This is a genomic window from Streptomyces sp. NPDC059679, assembly GCF_042734105.1.
Lineage (GTDB): Bacteria > Actinomycetota > Actinomycetes > Streptomycetales > Streptomycetaceae > Streptomyces.
Map to the genome: position 1 here is coordinate 1 of NZ_JBHWES010000026.1, position 18,498 is coordinate 18,498.

Annotated in this window: 14 protein-coding genes; 5 read left to right on the forward strand and 9 right to left on the reverse strand. The window is 72.5% G+C overall.

Features of this window, described 5'->3' with window-relative positions:
• Nucleotides 1–107: 107 nt before the first annotated feature.
• Complete coding sequence (locus tag ACFV2X_RS26135) at nucleotides 108–1,109, reverse strand: FecCD family ABC transporter permease (protein WP_385620651.1); 1,002 nt, start codon at nucleotides 1,107–1,109, stop codon at nucleotides 108–110.
• A 67-nt stretch (nucleotides 1,110–1,176) separates the two neighbouring features.
• Nucleotides 1,177–1,578 (reverse strand): NTP pyrophosphohydrolase, encoded by a 402-nt coding sequence (locus ACFV2X_RS26140; protein WP_385620653.1) that lies wholly within the window; start codon nucleotides 1,576–1,578, stop codon nucleotides 1,177–1,179.
• Between the two features lie 126 nt (nucleotides 1,579–1,704).
• Here ACFV2X_RS26140 and ACFV2X_RS26145 point away from each other — a divergent pair, with 126 nt between their 5' ends.
• Nucleotides 1,705–2,748, forward strand: coding sequence for a hypothetical protein (locus ACFV2X_RS26145; protein ID WP_385620656.1), 1,044 nt, complete (start codon nucleotides 1,705–1,707; stop codon nucleotides 2,746–2,748).
• Nucleotides 2,749–2,759: 11 nt separating this feature from the next.
• Here the strand turns inward: ACFV2X_RS26145 and ACFV2X_RS26150 are convergent, their stop codons facing one another.
• Nucleotides 2,760–3,125 carry a hypothetical protein gene (locus tag ACFV2X_RS26150; protein ID WP_385620658.1) on the reverse strand — a complete coding sequence of 122 codons (366 nt, stop codon included), beginning with the start codon at nucleotides 3,123–3,125 and terminating at the stop codon, nucleotides 2,760–2,762.
• 398 nt (nucleotides 3,126–3,523) lie between these two features.
• Here ACFV2X_RS26150 and ACFV2X_RS26155 point away from each other — a divergent pair, with 398 nt between their 5' ends.
• Both ACFV2X_RS26155 and ACFV2X_RS26160 read left to right on the forward strand, forming a co-directional pair.
• Nucleotides 3,524–4,558, forward strand: a complete 1,035-nt coding sequence (locus ACFV2X_RS26155; protein WP_385620661.1) for a hypothetical protein — start codon at nucleotides 3,524–3,526, stop codon at nucleotides 4,556–4,558.
• A gap of 75 nt (nucleotides 4,559–4,633) precedes the next feature.
• Nucleotides 4,634–7,318 carry a TPR end-of-group domain-containing protein gene (locus ACFV2X_RS26160; protein ID WP_385620663.1) on the forward strand — a complete coding sequence of 895 codons (2,685 nt, stop codon included), beginning with the start codon at nucleotides 4,634–4,636 and terminating at the stop codon, nucleotides 7,316–7,318.
• 54 nt (nucleotides 7,319–7,372) lie between these two features.
• On the opposite strand, the gene ACFV2X_RS26165 is transcribed toward ACFV2X_RS26160, so the two are convergent.
• The 5 genes from ACFV2X_RS26165 to ACFV2X_RS26185 form a co-directional block, all read right to left on the reverse strand.
• Entirely contained in the window at nucleotides 7,373–9,502 is a 2,130-nt protein-coding gene (locus tag ACFV2X_RS26165) for a 3-hydroxyacyl-CoA dehydrogenase NAD-binding domain-containing protein (protein WP_385620666.1), read from the reverse strand.
• A gap of 5 nt (nucleotides 9,503–9,507) precedes the next feature.
• Nucleotides 9,508–10,725 carry an acetyl-CoA C-acyltransferase gene (locus tag ACFV2X_RS26170; RefSeq protein WP_358633152.1) on the reverse strand — a complete coding sequence of 406 codons (1,218 nt, stop codon included), beginning with the start codon at nucleotides 10,723–10,725 and terminating at the stop codon, nucleotides 9,508–9,510.
• A 188-nt stretch (nucleotides 10,726–10,913) separates the two neighbouring features.
• Nucleotides 10,914–12,188 carry an HRDC domain-containing protein gene (locus tag ACFV2X_RS26175; protein WP_385620669.1) on the reverse strand — a complete coding sequence of 425 codons (1,275 nt, stop codon included), beginning with the start codon at nucleotides 12,186–12,188 and terminating at the stop codon, nucleotides 10,914–10,916.
• Nucleotides 12,189–12,377: 189 nt separating this feature from the next.
• Nucleotides 12,378–13,037: a response regulator transcription factor gene (locus ACFV2X_RS26180; protein WP_014175686.1), complete on the reverse strand. Its 660-nt coding sequence runs from the start codon at nucleotides 13,035–13,037 to the stop codon at nucleotides 12,378–12,380.
• Between the two features lie 298 nt (nucleotides 13,038–13,335).
• A complete protein-coding gene (locus tag ACFV2X_RS26185) occupies nucleotides 13,336–14,091 on the reverse strand; it encodes a DUF3000 domain-containing protein (protein ID WP_089508743.1) in 756 nt (251 codons plus the stop codon).
• A 91-nt stretch (nucleotides 14,092–14,182) separates the two neighbouring features.
• Between ACFV2X_RS26185 and hemE the strand changes: the two genes are divergently transcribed.
• Both hemE and ACFV2X_RS26195 read left to right on the forward strand, forming a co-directional pair.
• On the forward strand, nucleotides 14,183–15,268 hold the full coding sequence (gene hemE, locus ACFV2X_RS26190; protein WP_385620673.1) for a uroporphyrinogen decarboxylase: 1,086 nt from the start codon (nucleotides 14,183–14,185) through the stop codon (nucleotides 15,266–15,268).
• A 55-nt stretch (nucleotides 15,269–15,323) separates the two neighbouring features.
• The gene (locus ACFV2X_RS26195; protein WP_385620676.1) at nucleotides 15,324–16,901 is read left to right on the forward strand and encodes a hypothetical protein; all 1,578 of its coding nucleotides are present in this window, start codon (nucleotides 15,324–15,326) and stop codon (nucleotides 16,899–16,901) included.
• Here the strand turns inward: ACFV2X_RS26195 and ACFV2X_RS26200 are convergent.
• Nucleotides 16,898–18,349 carry an MFS transporter gene (locus tag ACFV2X_RS26200; protein ID WP_385620678.1) on the reverse strand — a complete coding sequence of 484 codons (1,452 nt, stop codon included), beginning with the start codon at nucleotides 18,347–18,349 and terminating at the stop codon, nucleotides 16,898–16,900. The two genes, ACFV2X_RS26195 and ACFV2X_RS26200, sit on opposite strands and share 4 nt — an antisense overlap.
• Nucleotides 18,350–18,498 lie beyond the last annotated feature (149 nt).

Below are 18,498 nucleotides of genomic sequence, written 5' to 3' on the forward strand. Positions count from 1 at the left end.
CCGCTCAGTCTTGGCGCGCTTCCACGCGCGGGCTTCCATCGTCACTGCTCGCTCCTCCGTCGCTGCGCGGCTCCTCAGTCCAGCCCGCGCAGCGCGCCAAGACACGCTCATACTGGCACCGCCTTCCTGCGAACCAGGGCGATCAGGAACGGCACGCCCGCCAGGGCGGTCATCACGGACACCGGCACCTCCGAGGGCGGGAAGACGATACGGCCGATGACATCCGAGGTGAGGATCATCACCGGGCCGAGCAGCGCGGCCATCGGCAGCAGCCAGCGGTGGCCGGTGCCGACGAGGGCGCGCGCGATATGCGGAACGGCCAGGCCGGTGAAGGCGATCGGGCCCGCGGCGGCGACCGCGACACCGGTCAGCACGGTCGCGCCCACGGTGCCCGCCATCCGCAGCAGCGCGACATTGCGGCCGAGCCCGCGCGCGACGTCGTCGCCGAGGGCGAGTGCGTCGAGCCCGCGGGCCATCGCCAGCACCAGCAGCAGCCCGGCGGCCAGGAACGGCCAGGTCTGGCCGGCGATCGTGGCGTCACGCCCGCCGAGCGAGCCCACGTCCCAGAACCGGAACTCGTCCAGGACCCGGGCGTTGGTGGTGACGATCGCCGAGACCACCGAGGCGATGAACGCGTTCATCGCGGCACCGGCCAGGGCGAGTTTGACCGGCGACGCGCCCCCGCGCCCGCTGCTGGCCACCGCGTACACGCACACCGCCGCGAGCGCCGCGCCCGCGAAGGCGAACCAGACGTACCCGTTCAGCGTGTGCACCCCGAAGAACGCGATCGCGCAGACCACGCCCAGCGAGGCCCCCTGGCTGATGCCCAGGATGCCGGGCTCGGCGATCGGGTTGCGGGTGATCCCCTGAAGTACGGTGCCGGCCACGGCGAGGGCCACCCCGACCATGACGCCGATGACGGTCCGTGGCACCCGCAGGGACCGTACGACTTGGGCGTTGTCGCTCGTGCCGCCGTGCAGCAGGGCGTCGTACACCTCGCCGATGGCGATCTGGCGGCTGCCGACCGCGAGGCTGAGCACCACGGTGGCCAGGAGCAGCAGCGCCGCCGCGGATATCCAGCCGACGCGGCGGCGCGCGACTCCCGACATTCGCCCCTTCTCTCTTTCGTACTCTTAGCCAAGGCTTGCCTAAGAGTACGTGGGGCCGGCGGGCCGCTCAGTCGGCGGGGCGGACCGAGCGCGGGCCCGTGACCTCGGCCCCCAGCGCCCGTACCCGCGTCCGCAGCTCCCGGTCGGCGGTCACCACCAGACACGGCCGTCCCGGCTCGCGGGCCGCCACCACCTCCACGATCCGGTCGTCCCCGTTGCCCGGCGCCCGCTCCACCCGCACCCCCGGCACGGGTGCCACATCGCGCGCGGCGCCCTCGACCACGAGCACGATCTCCACGGGCGGCCGCCCGGCCCACTCCGGGACCCCAGGACGGGGCGGCAGCCCGCTCTCGGCGAGGGCGGCGAGCCGGTCCCGCAGCCGCTCGGCCGCGCCGCGCCGGTCCCGCCACCAGCCGTCGGGCACCGAACCGATGACATTCGCCGCGTCCACGACGACAAGACCTTCCATAAGGGAGGCAAAATACTATGGGTGGCACCGCGTCAGCAGGGGTGACGCGCAAGCCTCGTGGACCTCGTGGAGGCCCACCCAGGCTCACCCAGGGGGAACGACGTCAGGGAAGGGTTGCAGCGGGCCATGGCGTTGCGGTTGCTCCGCGGCAAGGACGGCAGGCTCACGGCCTACGCACCGGTGGCGGGCGGCATCGCCCGCTGGACCGAGGAGCGGCCAGGGGGCCCGCGGTGGACCGGGCCGCGGCTGATCGAGGTGCCGGGCCTGACCGCGCTGACGGTGGCCCAGGGCGCCGACGGCTACGCCCATCTGCTGGGGCTGCGGCACCGGCAGGGTGGCGGCGACGGGCCGGACGTGGACATCGTCCACGCCACCCAGTTCCAGACCGGAAGGCCCCTGACGGCCTGGCACTCCCTCGGCACCCCGCACCCCAAGGACCGGGGTAAGGCACAGCGCACCGGAGCTCCGGCGGCGGCTGTGGACTCCTCGGGGGCCGTGCACGTCTTCGTGCGCAACGCCGGGCGCGGGGTCAGCGCGCGGCGGCAGGACGGCAAGGGCAAATGGGGCGGGTGGACCGACCTCAAGGGCGCCGACGTACTGGACGGGCTGTCCGCGGCCGCGACCGCCGACGGGCGCGTCGAACTGCTCGCCCCGGCGGGTCGCGGCGCGCTGCGCTGGTACCAGCCCGAGGCCGGCGCCGCGTACGAGCGCGCCGACGACATCCCCGCCCACCCCGAGGCCGCCTCCGCCGCCGCCCTCCCCAGTGGCCGCGACACGGTCACGCACTACTGGCGCGACGCGGAGGGACGCGGCGTGCTGGCCTGGCGGCCCGGCGCGGACGAGGCGGCGCCGCTGGGCGGGGAGTCGGGCACCGGGCCGGTCGCGGTGATCCGTACGACCGTGGACGGCCACGACTGCACGGTGCTGGCCCACCGCGACGCCAAGAGCGGACGTCTCGGCGTCGCGGCACACCCCACCGAGGACGAGGCGGCGGGGGTGTGGTGGACGCCTTCGGGCCGGCCCGGCACCGGATGGCCCGCGCTGGCCCTGGACGGCCTGGGCCTGGTCGTACTCGCCGCCCTCGCGGGCGACGGCGCGCTGCTGGTGGCCCGCCAGAAGACGGACGAACCGGGGCTGGCGCTACGGGCGTGGGGGCGGGCCGGGGAATGAGGCGGGCTACCTCAGCCGATGGGGTTGAGGTCGCCGATGGTCCAGGCGCCCACCTCGGACAGCGGCACCCGCAGAAGGCCGTAGTCGTCGATGGGGACGGCGGGGCCACCGGTGACGATCCGCGCCCAGGTCAGATGGATGTGGGTGGTCTCGGGCTCATGACGCAGCATGTCCTCGGCGAAATCCTTGGCGAATTCGGTCAGCGAACTCTTCTCGGACAGCAGACTCATGTGCTGCCTGAGCCATTCGTCCCGGGGGAGAATGGCGCCGGTAATGATGACGCCGCCCACCATGATGGTGATGGGGAGCGGGGCTTCGCAGTCCCCTTCGTCGGCCCGGCGGACGAGCTTTTCCAGCAGGGCGTCTTCGTAGATCATGAAATGCTCCAGGTTTTCGGGATGGACTAGCCGCGGCCGTCGCAGGCCTTGCAGTCGCCGCTGCCGCGGCAGCTGTCGCATTTCCATACGCCGCGGTATCCGGAGCCGCCGCAGGTTGTGCACTTCCCGTCGCCCTTGCATCGCCGGCACATGGTGGAGGTCCTTCCGTTCGGGTCCGGGGTGGTCGGCGGAGCGAACCGCGCCGCCGGAGACCACCGTGCACCGGCCTTGGAGGGTAGGCACGCGGTGCAACGGGGTGGCTCGTTGCACTGCCATGTGCACCGCTCTGACCTGCTGGTTCTGGCGTTGCGCTGCAACCGGAACTGCTTCGGCCGCCTCCGGTTGGCCTGTGATGAAGCGCTGTTCTATCGTTAACGGCATTCACCGAGGGGGATTTCATGGAGGAACCGACCGAGCTCTTCAGGGACTTGGCGCACGCTCTGGTCCAGGCCCTCGACGCATGGGCGGCCGCGGTCGGCCAGGTGACCGACACCGCGCGGCGCCCCACCCGCGCCGGTCTGGTCGCGGAACTGGAGAGAGAGCGCCTGGAGTTCGAGCGCGCCGGTCGGAGCCGTAAGAGAATCGATCTGCCTCTGCTGTCGTACTGGCTCAAAGGCCGCGATCAATTGCTGCCCGGCAGCAAGAAGAACCGGCTGCCGAGCCAGGAGGACTGCGAAGCCATCGCGCGGGCGTTGTTGCCGAAGGCGCCGCACAGCGCTGAAGAGCTGCCGAAGATCGGCGTCGAAATCGCGGATCTCGCGCGGCGGCTGAAAGAGACGGCCGGTCCCGGTTGGCGGGATGAGGTCCTCGCCGGCCTCGCGCCAGCCACCACCGCCGCGACACACACCATTCTCGACGAGACGCATCCACTTCCCGACACGCCGGTGGAGCCACCGCGGAAGCGGCGAGGATGGCAATTCGCCGTGGCGACGGCGATCGCCGTGGGGCTGATCACCGGCACCATGGCGCTGCGCAGCGGCGCCTCGGAAGGAGACGGGGCATCGGGCGGCGGGGACGTCACGCAGATGGCGGGCCTGAAAGGCAATCACCGCTGCGGACCTGTGCGGGCGGTGGGCGCCGTGTCATGGCGGCCCTGCACCAAAGTCGGCAAGGACTCCCTGTCCTTCGTCGTCCAGTTCAGCAACTCCTCGACCCGGGCGGCCACGGTGAAGGCCAGGATCGCCTACGTCCAGGCCGGGTCCCAGCACGACTGCCCCGCGCCGTGGGGCACCGCGCACAACGTCACCGTCCCGGCCGGTGCCACCGTGACCAGCCCGCTCGAAGGCTGCGCCGCCCCCATCGTCGCCGCCCAGGCATTCCAGGCCAGGGCCTGGGTGGCCGAGCCGAGCGCCTCAGCGTGGGGATACCGGGAGCACTCACCGACGCTGCACATCCAGGCCAACAGCCGTCTCGTCTGGGCCGACCAGCTCTGAGACGCGCACGCCCGAACTCGCTAGGGTCCAGCCCATCGGAGCACCGAGCGACCACAGCGACGAGGGGGATACGCGGTGACGGACGAGCGGACGCGGCGCGAGAAGCGGTTGCGAGAGGCGCTGGCGCCGACGGGATGGACGAAGTCCGCCAGAAGGGCCATGGCGCGTACGGACGCGAACGGGACCACGTGGCACTGCACCCTCGAACCCGCCGAGGACGACGGCGCGCCGGAAACCCTGCGCCTGGAGATACGCGGTGCGGGCCGAAGCTTCTCGGCAGACTATGTGCTCGATGTCATGGGGGCCGCCGACCCCGCGGGATTCTTCGACGGCCCGGTCGACCGGCTCGACGAACTGCTCGACGTCATCGCCGGTCTGCCGACCGCCGTGACCGGGCGCACGCTCACCGACAAGGTGCTGCTGCCCCTGCTCGTGCGCACGGCGGTGTTCACCGGGAGGTTCGGGGTTCCCCTCCGCACCTCCGGGTTCCACAAGGAGCGGCTGCCCCGCCCGGCGTCCGCCCCGCTGCCGCAGGCGTCCGCCGCCGCGCTCGCCGCGCCCCACGACGGCACACGCTGGCTGGACGCCGCCTTCGCCGCCCTCGACGCGGACTTCCCGCACCTCACGCTCACCGCCCTGGACCGTGCGCTGGCCGCCGGGGCGGATCCGGCGGTTCCGGAGCTGTGGCGCGCCTGGCTGCTCAGGAGCGTGGACACGGGTGAGGCCCTGGCCGCGCTGGACCGGGCCGCGGCGGCCGGAGGCGGCGTCACCGGCCTCGCCCGCTGTCTGCAGGGGACCATCCACCAGCTCGGCGGCGATGCGGAGCGCGCGCTGGAGGCATGGGAGCGGGCCATGCTGGAGGACCCGGACGACCCGTACGGATGGGGCGTACGGGGGCTGGCGCTCGCCAAACGAGGACGCACCGCCGACGCGGCCGGCGTCCTCGCCGACGCCGTCGCCCGCCACCCCGGCGACGCCACCCTGCACTACTACCTGGGCTATGCGCGCACGCTGCTCGGCGACGCCGAGGGGGCATTCGACGCGCTGGACGAGGCGATCCGGCTCCGGCCGTCGCTCGCCGGGGAGATCCTTCCCGACCCGGATCTGGCCGGGCTGCGGGACCATGAGCGCTTCGCGTCCCTGACCTCCGCGCGCGCCGCGGACAACGGTCAGGAGGCCGAGGTGACGGAGTCCCTGCGACGGCTCGCCACCGCCGTCGCGTCCCAGGGGACGAAGGGGGCGAATGACTGGCGGCGCGCCCGCCTCATCACGTCCGTCGGCGGCGACGAGGAGGGCAGGACCGACGTCTCGTACACCTCGGCACAGGGCAGAGAACTCGATCTCAAGGTGGACCCGAAGGCCGTCCGCCCGCTTCTCTACGCCCTGGAGCGGTCCCTGCCGGACGAGCCCACGACCGTTGAACTGGACGTCCACGCCGCGGGCTGGTTCGAAGCGCTCACCGCCCCGGGCGTCCGCGGCAGCCACCGCCGGAACCAGATCGTCCATGTGCTCGGCAGGCCCGGTGGCCCCTGCGGCGACCCGGGCGACGTGCCCGGGGGCCCGGACGACCCGACCGAGGCCGGTGATCCCGCCGAGGCCCGCCGCCTGCTGCACGACTACCTCGGTCTGCGCGCCGGGATCACCGGCGCCGAGGAGACGCTGCCCGCCCCCGACCCCGAACGCGCGGACCGTCTCGCCTGGCTGGCGCGGGAGTACGGCATGGCACTCCCGGCGGACCTGCGCGCGCTGTACGACGTCGCCGACGGAGACGGCGACCTCGGGCTCCTGGACGGCTTCGAGTGGTTCACCGTTTCGGCGCTGGAGGACCACCTGGTCAACCGCTGGTGGACGGTGGACATCCACCAGAACACCTGGATCGACGGGGCCGTCTCCGACAGCGGTCCGCACGCCGCCGTGCGCCGCTCGCACGACCGTCCGGGCTGGATCCCGTTCGCGTACGGCAGCAGCCTCGACTATCTCGCGGTCGACCTGGATCCCGCGGAGAACGGACGGCCGGGCCAGGTCATCCGGATCGGCACCCGCCGCCCGTACGCCGAGTACGTCGCCGACTCCGTGACCTCACTGCTGCGCGGGCACGTCGAGGCGCTGCGGCAGGGCCGCTTCACCGACGAGGACGGCTGGCTGACGATCGATCTGGCGGGCATGGGGCGGGAGGACGACCATGGCGGCGCGTGCCATGCGCGCGGCACCCTGGGCTACGGCGACATCGGCGAACGCACCCTGACCCTTGACGCCAGGGCCAACGGCGACCTCGATCTCGCGGCCGTCCGCAACGCCCCGCTGCTGCGCGAGGCCCGCCTGTTCTGCGGTTCCGCCGACCTGGCGCCGCTGAACGACGTCCCCGTCAGAACGCTGGACCTGGACCTGCGCGCGCTCGACCTCTCTCCGCTGGCCGGCCACGCCACCCTGCGGACCCTGACGCTGAAGGCGCCTCATGCGGTGGACCTCACACCGCTGCTGAGGGCCGGCCGGCTGAACGGCCTCGACCTGTCGCAGGCCACGGTCCGGGACATCACCGTGCTCGGCGGCCTGCAACGGCTGCGACATCTGTCGCTGAGCCACGAGCAGTGGCAGGAGCTCTGGGCCCAGGGCGTGACCCCACCGGCGCTGGCCGTGGCCATCCTGGACGGCGACCACTCACCGAGCACCCGGGCGGACTGGCTGAACCAACTCACCGCCGCCCAGGCCACCCCCGCCGCTCGCCAGTACATCGGCGCCTTCCCCACCACAGGAGGGTGAACGCGCGAGTGCCGGACGGGCAGGCAGCCCGTCCGGCACTCGGGGAACGACGCGTTACGCCGGGACGCTCGCCACGCCCGGGGCCAGGAAGCGGCGGCCGATCACCCGCTCCGAGACGCCCTCGCGGTCCAGGTACGGCGTGATGCCGCCCAGATGGAAGGGCCAGCCGGCGCCGGTGATCAGGCACAGGTCGATGTCCTGCGCCTCGGCGACGACGCCCTCGTCCAGCATGAGGCCGATCTCTTGCGCGACCACGTCCAGGACGCGCGTGCGCACCTGCTCCTCCGTCAGGACCGAGTCGCCCTGCTCCAGCAGCGCGGCGACCTCCGGGTCCAGCTCCGGCTTCCCGGAGTCATGGACGTAGAAGCCGCGCTTGCCCGCCTCGACCACGCGCCGCAGGTTCTCCGAGACCGTGAACCGGTCCGGGAACGCCCGGTGCAGGGTCTCCGAGACATGCAGGCCGATCGCCGGGCCGACCAGCTCCAGCAGCACCAGCGGGGACATCGGCAGGCCCAGCGGCTCGACGGCGCGCTCGGCGACGTCGACCGGGGTGCCCTCGTCGATGACGTTCTGGATCTCGCCCATGAAGCGGGTCAGGATCCGGTTGACGACGAACGCCGGGGCGTCCTTGACCAGGACGGCCGTCTTCTTCAGCTTCTTGGCCACGCCGAAGGCGGTGGCCAGCGAGGCGTCGTCGGTCTTCTCGCCGCGGACGATCTCCAGCAGCGGCAGGATCGCGACCGGGTTGAAGAAGTGGAAGCCGACGACCCGCTCGGGGTGCTGAAGCTTGGCCGCCATCTCGCTCACCGACAGCGAGGAGGTGTTGGTGGCCAGGATGGCGTGCTCCGGCACCACCGCCTCGACCTCGGCGAACACCTGCTGCTTGACGCCCATCTCCTCGAAGACGGCCTCGATGACGAAGTCGGCGTCGGAGAAGGCCGCGGCCTTGTCGAGCGAGCCGGTCACCGCTGCCTTGAGGCGGTTGGCCTTGTCCTGGTTGAGACGGCCCTTGAGCAGCAGCTTGTCGATCTCGTCGTGGACATAGCCCACACCCTTGTCGACCCGCTCCTGGTCGATGTCGGTCAGCACGACCGGCACCTCCAGGCGGCGCGCGAACAGCAGCGCCAGCTGCGAGGCCATCAGGCCCGCGCCGACCACGCCCACCTTGGAGACCGGGCGGGCCAGGGACTTGTCCGGGGCGCCGGCCGGGCGCTTGGCGCGCTTCTGGACCAGGTTGAAGGCGTAGATGCCGCTGCGCAGCTCGCCGCCCATGATCAGGTCGGCGAGGGCGCCGTCCTCGGAGTCGAAGCCCTGGCCCAGATCGCCGTTCTTCGCGGCGGCGATGATGTCCAGCGCCCGGTACGCGGCCGGGGCCGCCCCGTGCACCTTGCTGTCGGCGATGGCCCGGCCGCGCTCGACGGCCGCGTCCCATGCCTCGCCGCGGTCCACGTCGGGGCGTACGACCTCGGTCTGGCCGCTGAGCACGGACGCGGTCCAGATCAGCGACTGCTCCAGGAAGTCCGCGCCCTCGAAGATCGCGTCGGCGATCCCGAGCTCGTAGACCTGCTTGCCCTTGAGCTGCCGGTTCTGGTTGAGCGAGTTCTCGATGATCACCGTGACCGCGCGGTCGGCGCCGATCAGGTTCGGCAGCAGGGTGCAGCCGCCCCAGCCGGGGACCAGGCCGAGGAAGACCTCGGGCAGCGAGAAGGCGGGCAGCGCGGCCGAGACGGTGCGGTAGGAGCAGTGCAGTCCGACCTCGACGCCGCCGCCCATCGCCGCGCCGTTGTAGTACGCGAAGGTGGGCACGGCCAGGTCCGCCAGCCGCCTGAAGACGTCGTGGCCGCCCTTGCCGATGGCCAGCGCGTCCTCATGGCGCTTCAGCAGCTCGACGCCCTTGAGGTCGGCGCCGACGGCGAAGATGAACGGCTTGCCGGTGACACCGACGCCGACGATCTCGCCCTCGGTGGCCTCCTTCTCGACCTGGTCGAGCGCGGCGTTCAGATTCGCCAGCGAGGCCGGGCCGAAGGTGGTGGGCTTGGTGTGGTCAAGACCGTTGTCGAGGGTGATCAGGGCGAACCGGCCGGCCCCTTGCGGCAGGTCCAGATGGCGGACGTACGCCTGCGTCACGACCTCGTCCGGGAACAGCTCGGCCGCTCCCCGCAGAAGCTCTTCGGTAGTGGTCATGCCGCTCACTTGTTCCCCTCGAAGTGCGGGTTCTCCCAGATCACGGTGCCGCCCATGCCGAAGCCGATGCACATGGTGGTGATGCCGTAGCGGACCTCGGGCTGCTCCTCGAACTGCCGGGCCAGCTGCGTCATCAGCCGCACCCCGGAGGAGGCGAGCGGGTGCCCGAACGCGATCGCGCCGCCGTACTGGTTGACGCGCGGATCGTCGTCGTCGATGCCGTAGTGGTCCAGGAAGGACAGGACCTGTACGGCGAAGGCCTCGTTGATCTCGAAGAGGCCGATGTCCTCGATCGTCAGCCCCGCCTTGGCGAGCGCCTTCTTGGTCGACGGGATCGGGCCGTAGCCCATCACCTCCGGCTCGACGCCCGCGAAGGCGTAGCTGACCAGCCGCATCTTCACCGGCAGGCCCAGCTCCCGGGCCACGTCCTCGGCGGCGACCAGCGAGGCGGTCGCGCCGTCGTTGAGCCCCGCGGAGTTGCCCGCGGTGATCCGGCCGTGCGGGCGGAACGGGGTCTTCAGCGTGGCCAGGCCCTCCAGCGTGGTGCCGGGGCGCATCGGCTCGTCCGCGGTCGCCAGGCCCCAGCCCAGCTCGCCGCCCTCAGGGCTGGTGCGCCGCACCGAGATCGGCACCAGGTCCGGCTGGATCTTGCCGTTGGCGTACGCCTTGGCGGCCTTCTCCTGGCTGCGCACCGCGTACTCGTCGGCGCGCTGCTTGGTGATGTGCGGCAGCCGGTCGTGGAGGTTCTCCGCCGTCATGCCCATGAACAGGGCCGACTCGTCGACCAGCTTCTCCGAGACGAACCGCGGGTTCGGGTCGACGCCCTCGCCCATCGGGTGGCGGCCCATGTGCTCCACGCCGGCCGCGACGACGATGTCGTACGCGCCGAAGGCGATCGAACCGGCGGTCGTCGTCACGGCGGTCATCGCACCGGCACACATCCGGTCGATGGCGTAGCCGGGCACCGACTGGGGCAGCCCGGCCAGGATGCCCGCGGTGCGGCCGATGGTCAGGCCCTGGTCGCCGATCTGCGTGGTCGCGGCCACGGCCACCTCGTCGATGCGCTCCGGCGGCAGGTCCGGGTTGCGGCGCAGCAGCTCCCGGATGCACTTGACGACCAGGTCGTCGGCGCGGGTCTCGTGGTAGATGCCCTTGGGACCCGCCTTGCCGAACGGGGTCCGGACGCCGTCGACGAAGACGACGTCCCTAGCGGTACGAGGCACGTTGGCTCTCCTCCAGGTGCGCGGGGTGGCACTGCTGCGGGCACGCCCGGCAAGGGGCGCGCCATGACCTCATGCTACTTATGAGTAACCATGGTGCCCAGCCCCCGCTCCGGGAGGGGTGAACGTCACACCCGGGAATTCGCCCTTCCCGTCCGCGCCCCGTCCCCGCGCGTCGCCTTGAACCTGCCTTAAACCGTCCTGTCCAGGGCCGCCAGGAGGATCGGGGTGGTCTGCTCGATCTGCCAGGGGCGGGCGCCGTAGCCGTGCAGGACCTCCGCGACGGACTCGGCGGTCACCTCGGCCGGGGGCTCCCAGCACAGCCGGCGCACCGTGTCCGGGGCGATCAGGTTCTCCTGCGGCAGATTCAGCCGCTCGGCCAGGCCGGTCACCGCCGTACGGGCCGCCGAGAGGCGGGCCGCCGCGGCCGGGTCCTTGTCGGCCCAGGCGCGCGGGGGCGGCGGGCCGGCCACCGGCTGGCCCGGCTGGGGGAGTTCCGACTCCGGCAGGGCCCGCGCGCGGTCCACCGCGGACTGCCACTGCTCCAGCTGGCGGCGGCCCATGCGGTGGCCGAAGCCGCCCAGCGCGCCCAGGGCGCGCGCGGTGGTCGGCAGGGCCAGCGCGGCCTCGATGATGGCCGCGTCGCCCAGCACCTTGCCCGGCGAGACGTCGCGGCGCTGCGCGATCTTGTCCCGGGCCGTCCACAGCTCGCGCACCACGGCCATCTGCCGGCGCCGCCGGACCTTGTGCATGCCCGACGTACGCCGCCAGGGGTCCTTGCGGGGCGGGGCGGGCGGGGCCGCGGCGATGGCGGCGAACTCCTGGTGGGCCCAGTCCAGCTTGCCCTGCCGCGTCAGCTCCTCCTCCAGCGCGTCGCGCAGGTCCACCAGCAGCTCGACGTCGAGCGCGGCGTAGTGCAGCCACGGGTCGGGCAGCGGGCGGGTGGACCAGTCGACGGCGGAGTGGCCCTTCTCCAGGGCGTACCCGAGGATGTTCTCGACCATGGCGCCGAGGCCCACCCGGGCGAACCCGGCCAGCCGGCCCGCCAGTTCGGTGTCGAAGAGGCGGCCGGGGAGCATGCCTATGTCACGCAGACAGGGCAGGTCCTGGGTGGCGGCGTGCAGCACCCATTCGGCGTCGGCGATGGCGTCGCCCAGGCCGGACAGGTCGGGGCAGCCGACAGGGTCGATCAGGGCGGTCCCCGCGCCGGCGCGGCGCAGCTGGACGAGATAGGCCCGCTGGCCGTAGCGGTAGCCGGAGGCGCGCTCGGCGTCCACGGCTACCGGGCCGTGGCCCTCGGCGAAGGCGGTGATGACCTCGGCGAGCGCGTCCGGGTCGGCGGTGACGGGCGGAATGCCCTCACGTGGCTCCAGCAAGGGGACCGGCGCCGAGGGGAGGTCGTCCGGGGGAGCGCCCCCGGTGGTTCGCAGTGTCGTCTCTGCTGCGGTCTCTTGGGCGTCGGTCACCTGTCAAGGGTAGCTGTGTACAGCGGGTACGCAGGGCGCCCGCCGACGGAACGTTCCGTCGACGGGCGCCGGGCGGTGGATGGACGGTGGTGGCATGGGCGGGAGGCAGGGGCTGTACGGGGTGTGTACGGGGTCTGTACGGGCTCTGTGTGGGGTCTGTGCGGGCTCAGAGGACGGGTGGGACGGGGCTCAGTGGATGATCCCGGTACGCAGCGCGACCGCGACCATTCCGGCCCGGTCGCCGGTGCCCAGCTTGCGGGCGATACGGGCGAGGTGACTCTTGACGGTGAGGGCGGACAGGCCCATCGAGACGCCGATGGCTTTGTTGGACTGGCCCTCCGCAACCAGCCTCAGCACCTCGACCTCGCGTCCCGACAGCTCGCGGTAGCCGCCCGGATGTCCGGGGGCGCCCGGCGGGCGGCGGTGCATCCGGGCGGCGGCGCCGAGGGGAGCGGCGCCGGGGCGGCCCGGGATGCCCAGGTTGGTGCGGGTGCCGGTGACGACGTAGCCCTTGACGCCGCCGGCCAGGGCGTTGCGTACGGCGCCGATGTCGTCGGCGGCGGAGAGGGCCAGCCCGTTCGGCCAGCCCGCGGCGCGGGTCTCGGACAGCAGGGTGAGGCCGGAGCCGTCGGGGAGATGGACATCGGCGACGCAGATGTCGCGGGGGTTGCCGATACGGGGACGGGCCTCCGCGATGGACGACGCCTCGATGACGTCGCGCACCCCGAGGGCCCACAGGTGACGGGTGACGGTGGAACGGACGCGGGGGTCGGCGACGACGACCATGGCCGTCGGCTTGTTCGGGCGATAGGCGACCAGGCTGGAAGGTTGCTCGAGGAGAACAGACACCAGGCCTCCTGGGGGAAGTGGTGGGACGGGTCACCACGTCCTTCGGCACCGATACGGTCCGGCTTTAGGGAATGATCACGATTTGGTGAGTAACAATTCGGGCAATTAGGACGACTGATCGATCAGGTCTGATCAGCGAGCGCCCGCCGCGCACTCGCCGGGTGCGCGGCAGATGCCCGCCGGGCGCTCGCCGGGCGCTCGGCTCGTGCGCGGCGAACGCTCGGCTCGTGCGCGGCAGCAGGTGCTCGGCGAATGCTCGGCGAGCGAGGGCTCGGCGGCCGGGTGCCCGCCGCCGCGCTCAGCGGGGCTGAGGGCCGCGCCGCTGCGGCAGCGATACGACGCCCGCCTCGGCCGCGCCGACCGGCGGGAGCCCCGCGATCTGGCACAGCAGATCGCACCAGGCGGCCAGGTGCGCGCCGGTGTCGGGCACCCCGGCCGGTCCGTCGCCCGCGGCGAAGGGCCGCTCCGGCCGCCGGTGCTCGCCCAGGGCGGGTTCCGCCGCGGGCGGCTCCGCCGGCGTCCAGGAGGCGCGGATCTCGATCCGGGTCGACGGCTCGCGCTCCCCGATCCCGCCGAAGTAGTGCGAGCTCGCCCGGGTCACCGTGCCGCTCGGCTGCCGGTACTCGACCCCGCGCGCCTCCAGCGCGCCGGTCAGCCACGACCAGCACACCTCGGGCAGCAGCGGATCCGCCGCCATCTCCGGCTCCAGATCCGCGTGCACCAGGGTGACCAGGCGGAACGTACCGCACCAGGAGTCGTGCCCGGCCGGGTCGTGCAGCAGGATCAGCCGCCCCTCGGCCAGCTCCTCGTCATCGCCCCCCGAATCCGCCGGGTCCGCGGTGACGGCCGCCTCGAGCGCGTACGAGAACGGCGCGAGCCGCCGTGGCGGCGGGGTCGGGGAGAGCTCCACCTCGGGCCGCGGCCGTACGGCACACAGCCCGGCCACGGCATGCCGGAAGACGGCCGGGGCCCCTTCCCCGTCCGCCGCGTCCGCCCCGTCGGCGCTCCCGGCGCCATCAGCACCGTTCGAGAGGTGTCCTTGAACCGCTGCCATGCCCGGAAGACTAGGCGCATCGGGGGCCTCAACCGGGGAAGAACACCCGGGTTGGCGGGTCACTCGTTCGGCCCGTGCGAAGATTTGGGTCATGAGCGCCAACGAGCGGCCCTCGGGCCAGCAGCAGACCGGCCGCACCGCGGCGAGCGCCACGGCCGACTCGGCCTTCCTGCGCGCCTGTCGACGTGAGTCGGTTTCGCATACTCCGGTGTGGTTCATGCGGCAGGCCGGCCGCTCGCTGCCGGAGTACCACAAGGTCCGCGAGGGCATCGCGATGCTCGATTCTTGTACGCGGCCGGACCTGATCACCGAGATCACGCTGCAGCCGGTTCGTCGCCACCATGTGGACGCGGCGATCTATTTCAGCGACATCGTGGTCCCGCTGAAGGCCATCGGGCTCGACCTCGACATCAAGCCCGGCGTCGGCCCGGTCATCGCGGACCCCATCCGTACCCGTGCGGACCTGGACCGGCTGCACCCGCTGGACCCGGACGATGTGAAGTACGTCACCGAGGCCGTCGGGATGCTCACCGGGGAGCTCGGCGCCACCCCGCTGATCGGCTTCGCCGGCGCGCCCTTCACGCTCGCCAGCTATCTCATCGAGGGCGGCCCCTCGCGCAACCACGAGCGCACCAAGGCGCTCATGTACGGCGACCCCGAGCTGTGGGCCGAACTGCTCGACCGGCTCGCCGACATCGCCGCCGCGTTCCTGAAGGTGCAGATCGAGGCGGGCGCCTCCGCCGTCCAGCTCTTCGACTCCTGGGTCGGCGCCCTGTCCCCCGCGGACTACCGGGCCCGCGTGATGCCCGCCTCCACGAAGGTCTTCGACGCCGTGGCCGGATACGGGGTGCCGCGCATCCACTACGGCGTCGGCACCGGCGAGCTGCTGGGGCTGCTCGGCGAGGCGGGCGCGGACGTCGTCGGCGTGGACTGGCGGGTGCCGCTGGACGAGGCGGCCCGGCGGGTCGGCCCCGGCAAGGCGCTGCAGGGCAACCTCGACCCGGCCGTGCTCTTCGCCCCGCGCCAGGCCGTCGAGGCCAAGACCGACGAGGTGCTGGAGGCGGCCCGGGGCCTGGAGGGCCATGTCTTCAACCTCGGCCACGGCGTGCTGCCCAGCACCGACCCGGACGCCCTCACCCGCCTGGTGGAGTACGTCCACACCCGGACCGCCCGCTGAGCCCGCCCGCTGAGTAGCCGGAACCCGCACGGGGTCCCTCATCGTCTGGGAGACCATGAGGGACTTCCCTGCCATCACCGCCGACCGCGTCCGGGAACTGGCCGACCAGTGGGACGCCGTCCGCGAAGGCCGCTCCAAGGACGATGCCGACCGGCTCGTCCGCGACTGTGCCGAGCGGCTGACCGCCGAGCCCACCGGTGACCACGCCTACCTGTGGACGCTCGGCCTGCTGATGACGGCCGAACACACCGGCTGGCTCACCGGGGACGGCGTCGAAGGCGTCGCCCTGGTGGCACTCGACGCCGCCGACAGCGCCCTGCGCGACCACGCCTGCGGGCACGAGCGGCACCCGTACGAGGACGACCTGGACGAGCGCCACGACCACCTGGCGCGGCTGCTGCCGCTGCTGCGCAACGGCAGGAGCGAGGCCGAGGACGGGCAGTGGCGCGACGCGGCCACCAAGGAGGAGTGGCTGTGTCCGCGCAACATCGCCGGATACGCGCGCGTGGCCATCGACATCATCGACCCCGGCACCGTGGCCGACGTCCCGCCCCGGCTGCCCCTCATCGACGTACGGAGGGCCGGCCACCTGCGGTCGATCCTCTGGGACTACCCGCACGTCGACCCCGCGTACGAGCTCTTCGAGCACGCCGCCGCGCTGCGCGCCCACCCCGACGGCGACAGCCGCGCCGGGCTCGTGGTCATCCTGCGCGCCGCCTGCTGGTACGTGGTGAGCGGCCGGATCCGCGGCAAGTGGGTGCTGGACGAGATGATCGGGGCGCTCGAGGCCGTACTGCCCGGGCTCGGCGACGAGCCCTGCGCACACCGGGACGGCGAGCACCCCGAGACCGGCGACGATCCGGCGGCGCTGGCCACCGTGGGCGTCCATCTGCTCAGCCCCGGCGGGCGGGGCGTATACGAGCGGCGGGGCGGCATCGAGGGATGGCACACCTCCCTGGAGGGGTGGCTGTGCCCGGCCTTTCTCGCCGGGCTCGCCCGCGAGACGCTGGACCGGCTGCTGGCCGGGCGCGACAAGCTCTTCGGCAGCCGCGACACCGCCCACCTCGACGCCGAGTATCTGCTCGCCGACGGGCGGATCGACATCGACACCCTCACCACTACTTACCGGCAGTCCTGGGTCACCGAACACGACGAGCTGGTGCAGAACGCCGCGCTGTGGGCCGCCCGCCGGTACGCGGCCGGAGCGGGGGCCGGGTCCGGAGCCGGGGACGGGGACGGGGACGAGCGGGAGCGGGCCGCCCTGCTGCTGCTCGCCTGCTGGGCGGTGGACGGGATGGCCGTCGACCTGCCGACCTCCGTGCTCGGCGTGCTGGAGGAGATCTTCGTGACCATCGACCTCGCCCCGCTGCACGAGCCGTGTCCGCACCCCGTGGAGCACCCCTGGCAGGGCCTGGAGCGCATCGCGGGCCGCGGATACGGCGTCGCGGGCAACCCCGACGCGCTGATCGGCGCGCATCTCAACCACTTCTGCGCGCCCGGGGACTTCGAGGCCCCCGACGAGCCGTTCGCCCCCGACGCCTGGAGCTGCCCCCGCCATCTGGCCGAGCGGGTCCGGGACGCGCTGGACGTCCTCTACGAGGTGAAGGAGAACGACGCCGAGGGCGAGCTCTAGGGGCGGCTGACCTGCTCGCGGATCAGGTAGTACAGGACGGCGCTGGCGAGCATCAGAGCGCCGTCGATATAGACGGCGTGCGTCCAGGTTCCGTAGTGGTCGAAGAGGGTGCCGCTGAGCGCCGGGCTGATCACCGCGCCGATCTCGCCCACGAGGTTGAACATCCCGAAGGCGGCCCCGCGCTCGGCGGCGTCGACCACGTCGTTCAGCAGCGCGTGGGCCATGGGCTGCAGCGCGTTGAAGAACAGGCTGGTGACGAACAGGAGCACCGACATCACCAGTAGCGAGGGCGTCTCGTCGGCCTGCAGATAGGCGCCGAAGACCAGCACCAGCAACCCCTGGACCACGGTGAACGCGACCAGCAGCGGCCGCCGCCCCCAGCCCCGGTCCTTCGCCCGGTCCGAGAGCCAGCCGCCCGCGGGGAAGCCGAGGATGCCCGCGCCCGCGTTGAAGGTGGCGACCAGCGCGGCGTTCTGGAAGGAGCTGTGCGCGGCGTCGGCGACGATCGACACCGACCAGAAGCTGAAGAACCACAGGTTCCACATGACCGCGATGAAGGCGAAGCTGAGCAGCAGCGCGTTGCGGTTGCGGGACACGGCGCCGAGCCGCGAGCCGCGCCGGGCGAAGATCGCCCCGATGAGGACGAACGCGAGCACGCACTCCAGGACGGCCACGCCCCAGCTCGGCAGCCCCGCCCCGTCGGCGATCAGATAGACGGCCAGCACCGCGGCGCACAGCACCACCGAGATGCCCAGGAGCCGCAGCGCCGAGCCGGTCGCCCGCAGCGGGCCGCCGATACGGCGCAGATAGCCGGCCGAGACCACGCCGAACACCAGCGTCGCGCTGCCCAGGACCAGGAACGGCATCCGCCAGGCGTCCTCATGGCCGAACACATCGGCGCCCCAGTCGATCAGATACGGGGCGCTGATGGTCGCGATCGTCAGCCCGATGGACAGACCGGTGATCGCCACGCCCATCCCCAGGCCCGCCTTGGCGGGCGGGGTCCGCTGGGCGATCAGGGTGCGGTCGTTGGAGTAGAAGACGCCCTCGCCGAGCCCCGTCAGCACGCGCAGCACCACGAAGGCGACCAGCCCGCCGACCAGCCCGCTGGCGAGCGTCGCCACACCCGCCCACAGCAGCGAGATGGCGAGCATCGCGCGGTGCCCGAAGCGGTCCCCGAGATAGCCGCCGGGGAACTGCGTCAGCATGTAGCCCGCGAAGAAGAGGCTGCCGATCAGCCCGCCGAGCGCGTGCGGATGGCTGGCGGAGCCCAGCATCCCGTGGTCGTTGTCGATGAGCCAGGTGACCACCGGACCGGTGATGGTGCGGTCGGCGTACGAGAAGAGCCAGCCGCCGAGCAGCATGGCCCACAGGGTGTGATACGGCTTCCAGCCTCCGGACCCGGCCTCCGGATCCCGGCCGGTGGTCGGTGCGGTCGCTTCGGACATGGCCTCAGGTCCCCCTCTGGGCGCGGCCGCGCGGCGTCAGCCGCTGATGTCACCTCATGGGTCCGGCGTCGGTGGCGCGAGGTCGTGAGGTGCGAGTTGAGTCGTGAGGTGCGAGTTGATTCGTACGTGGTGCGAGGTGTCCCACAGCC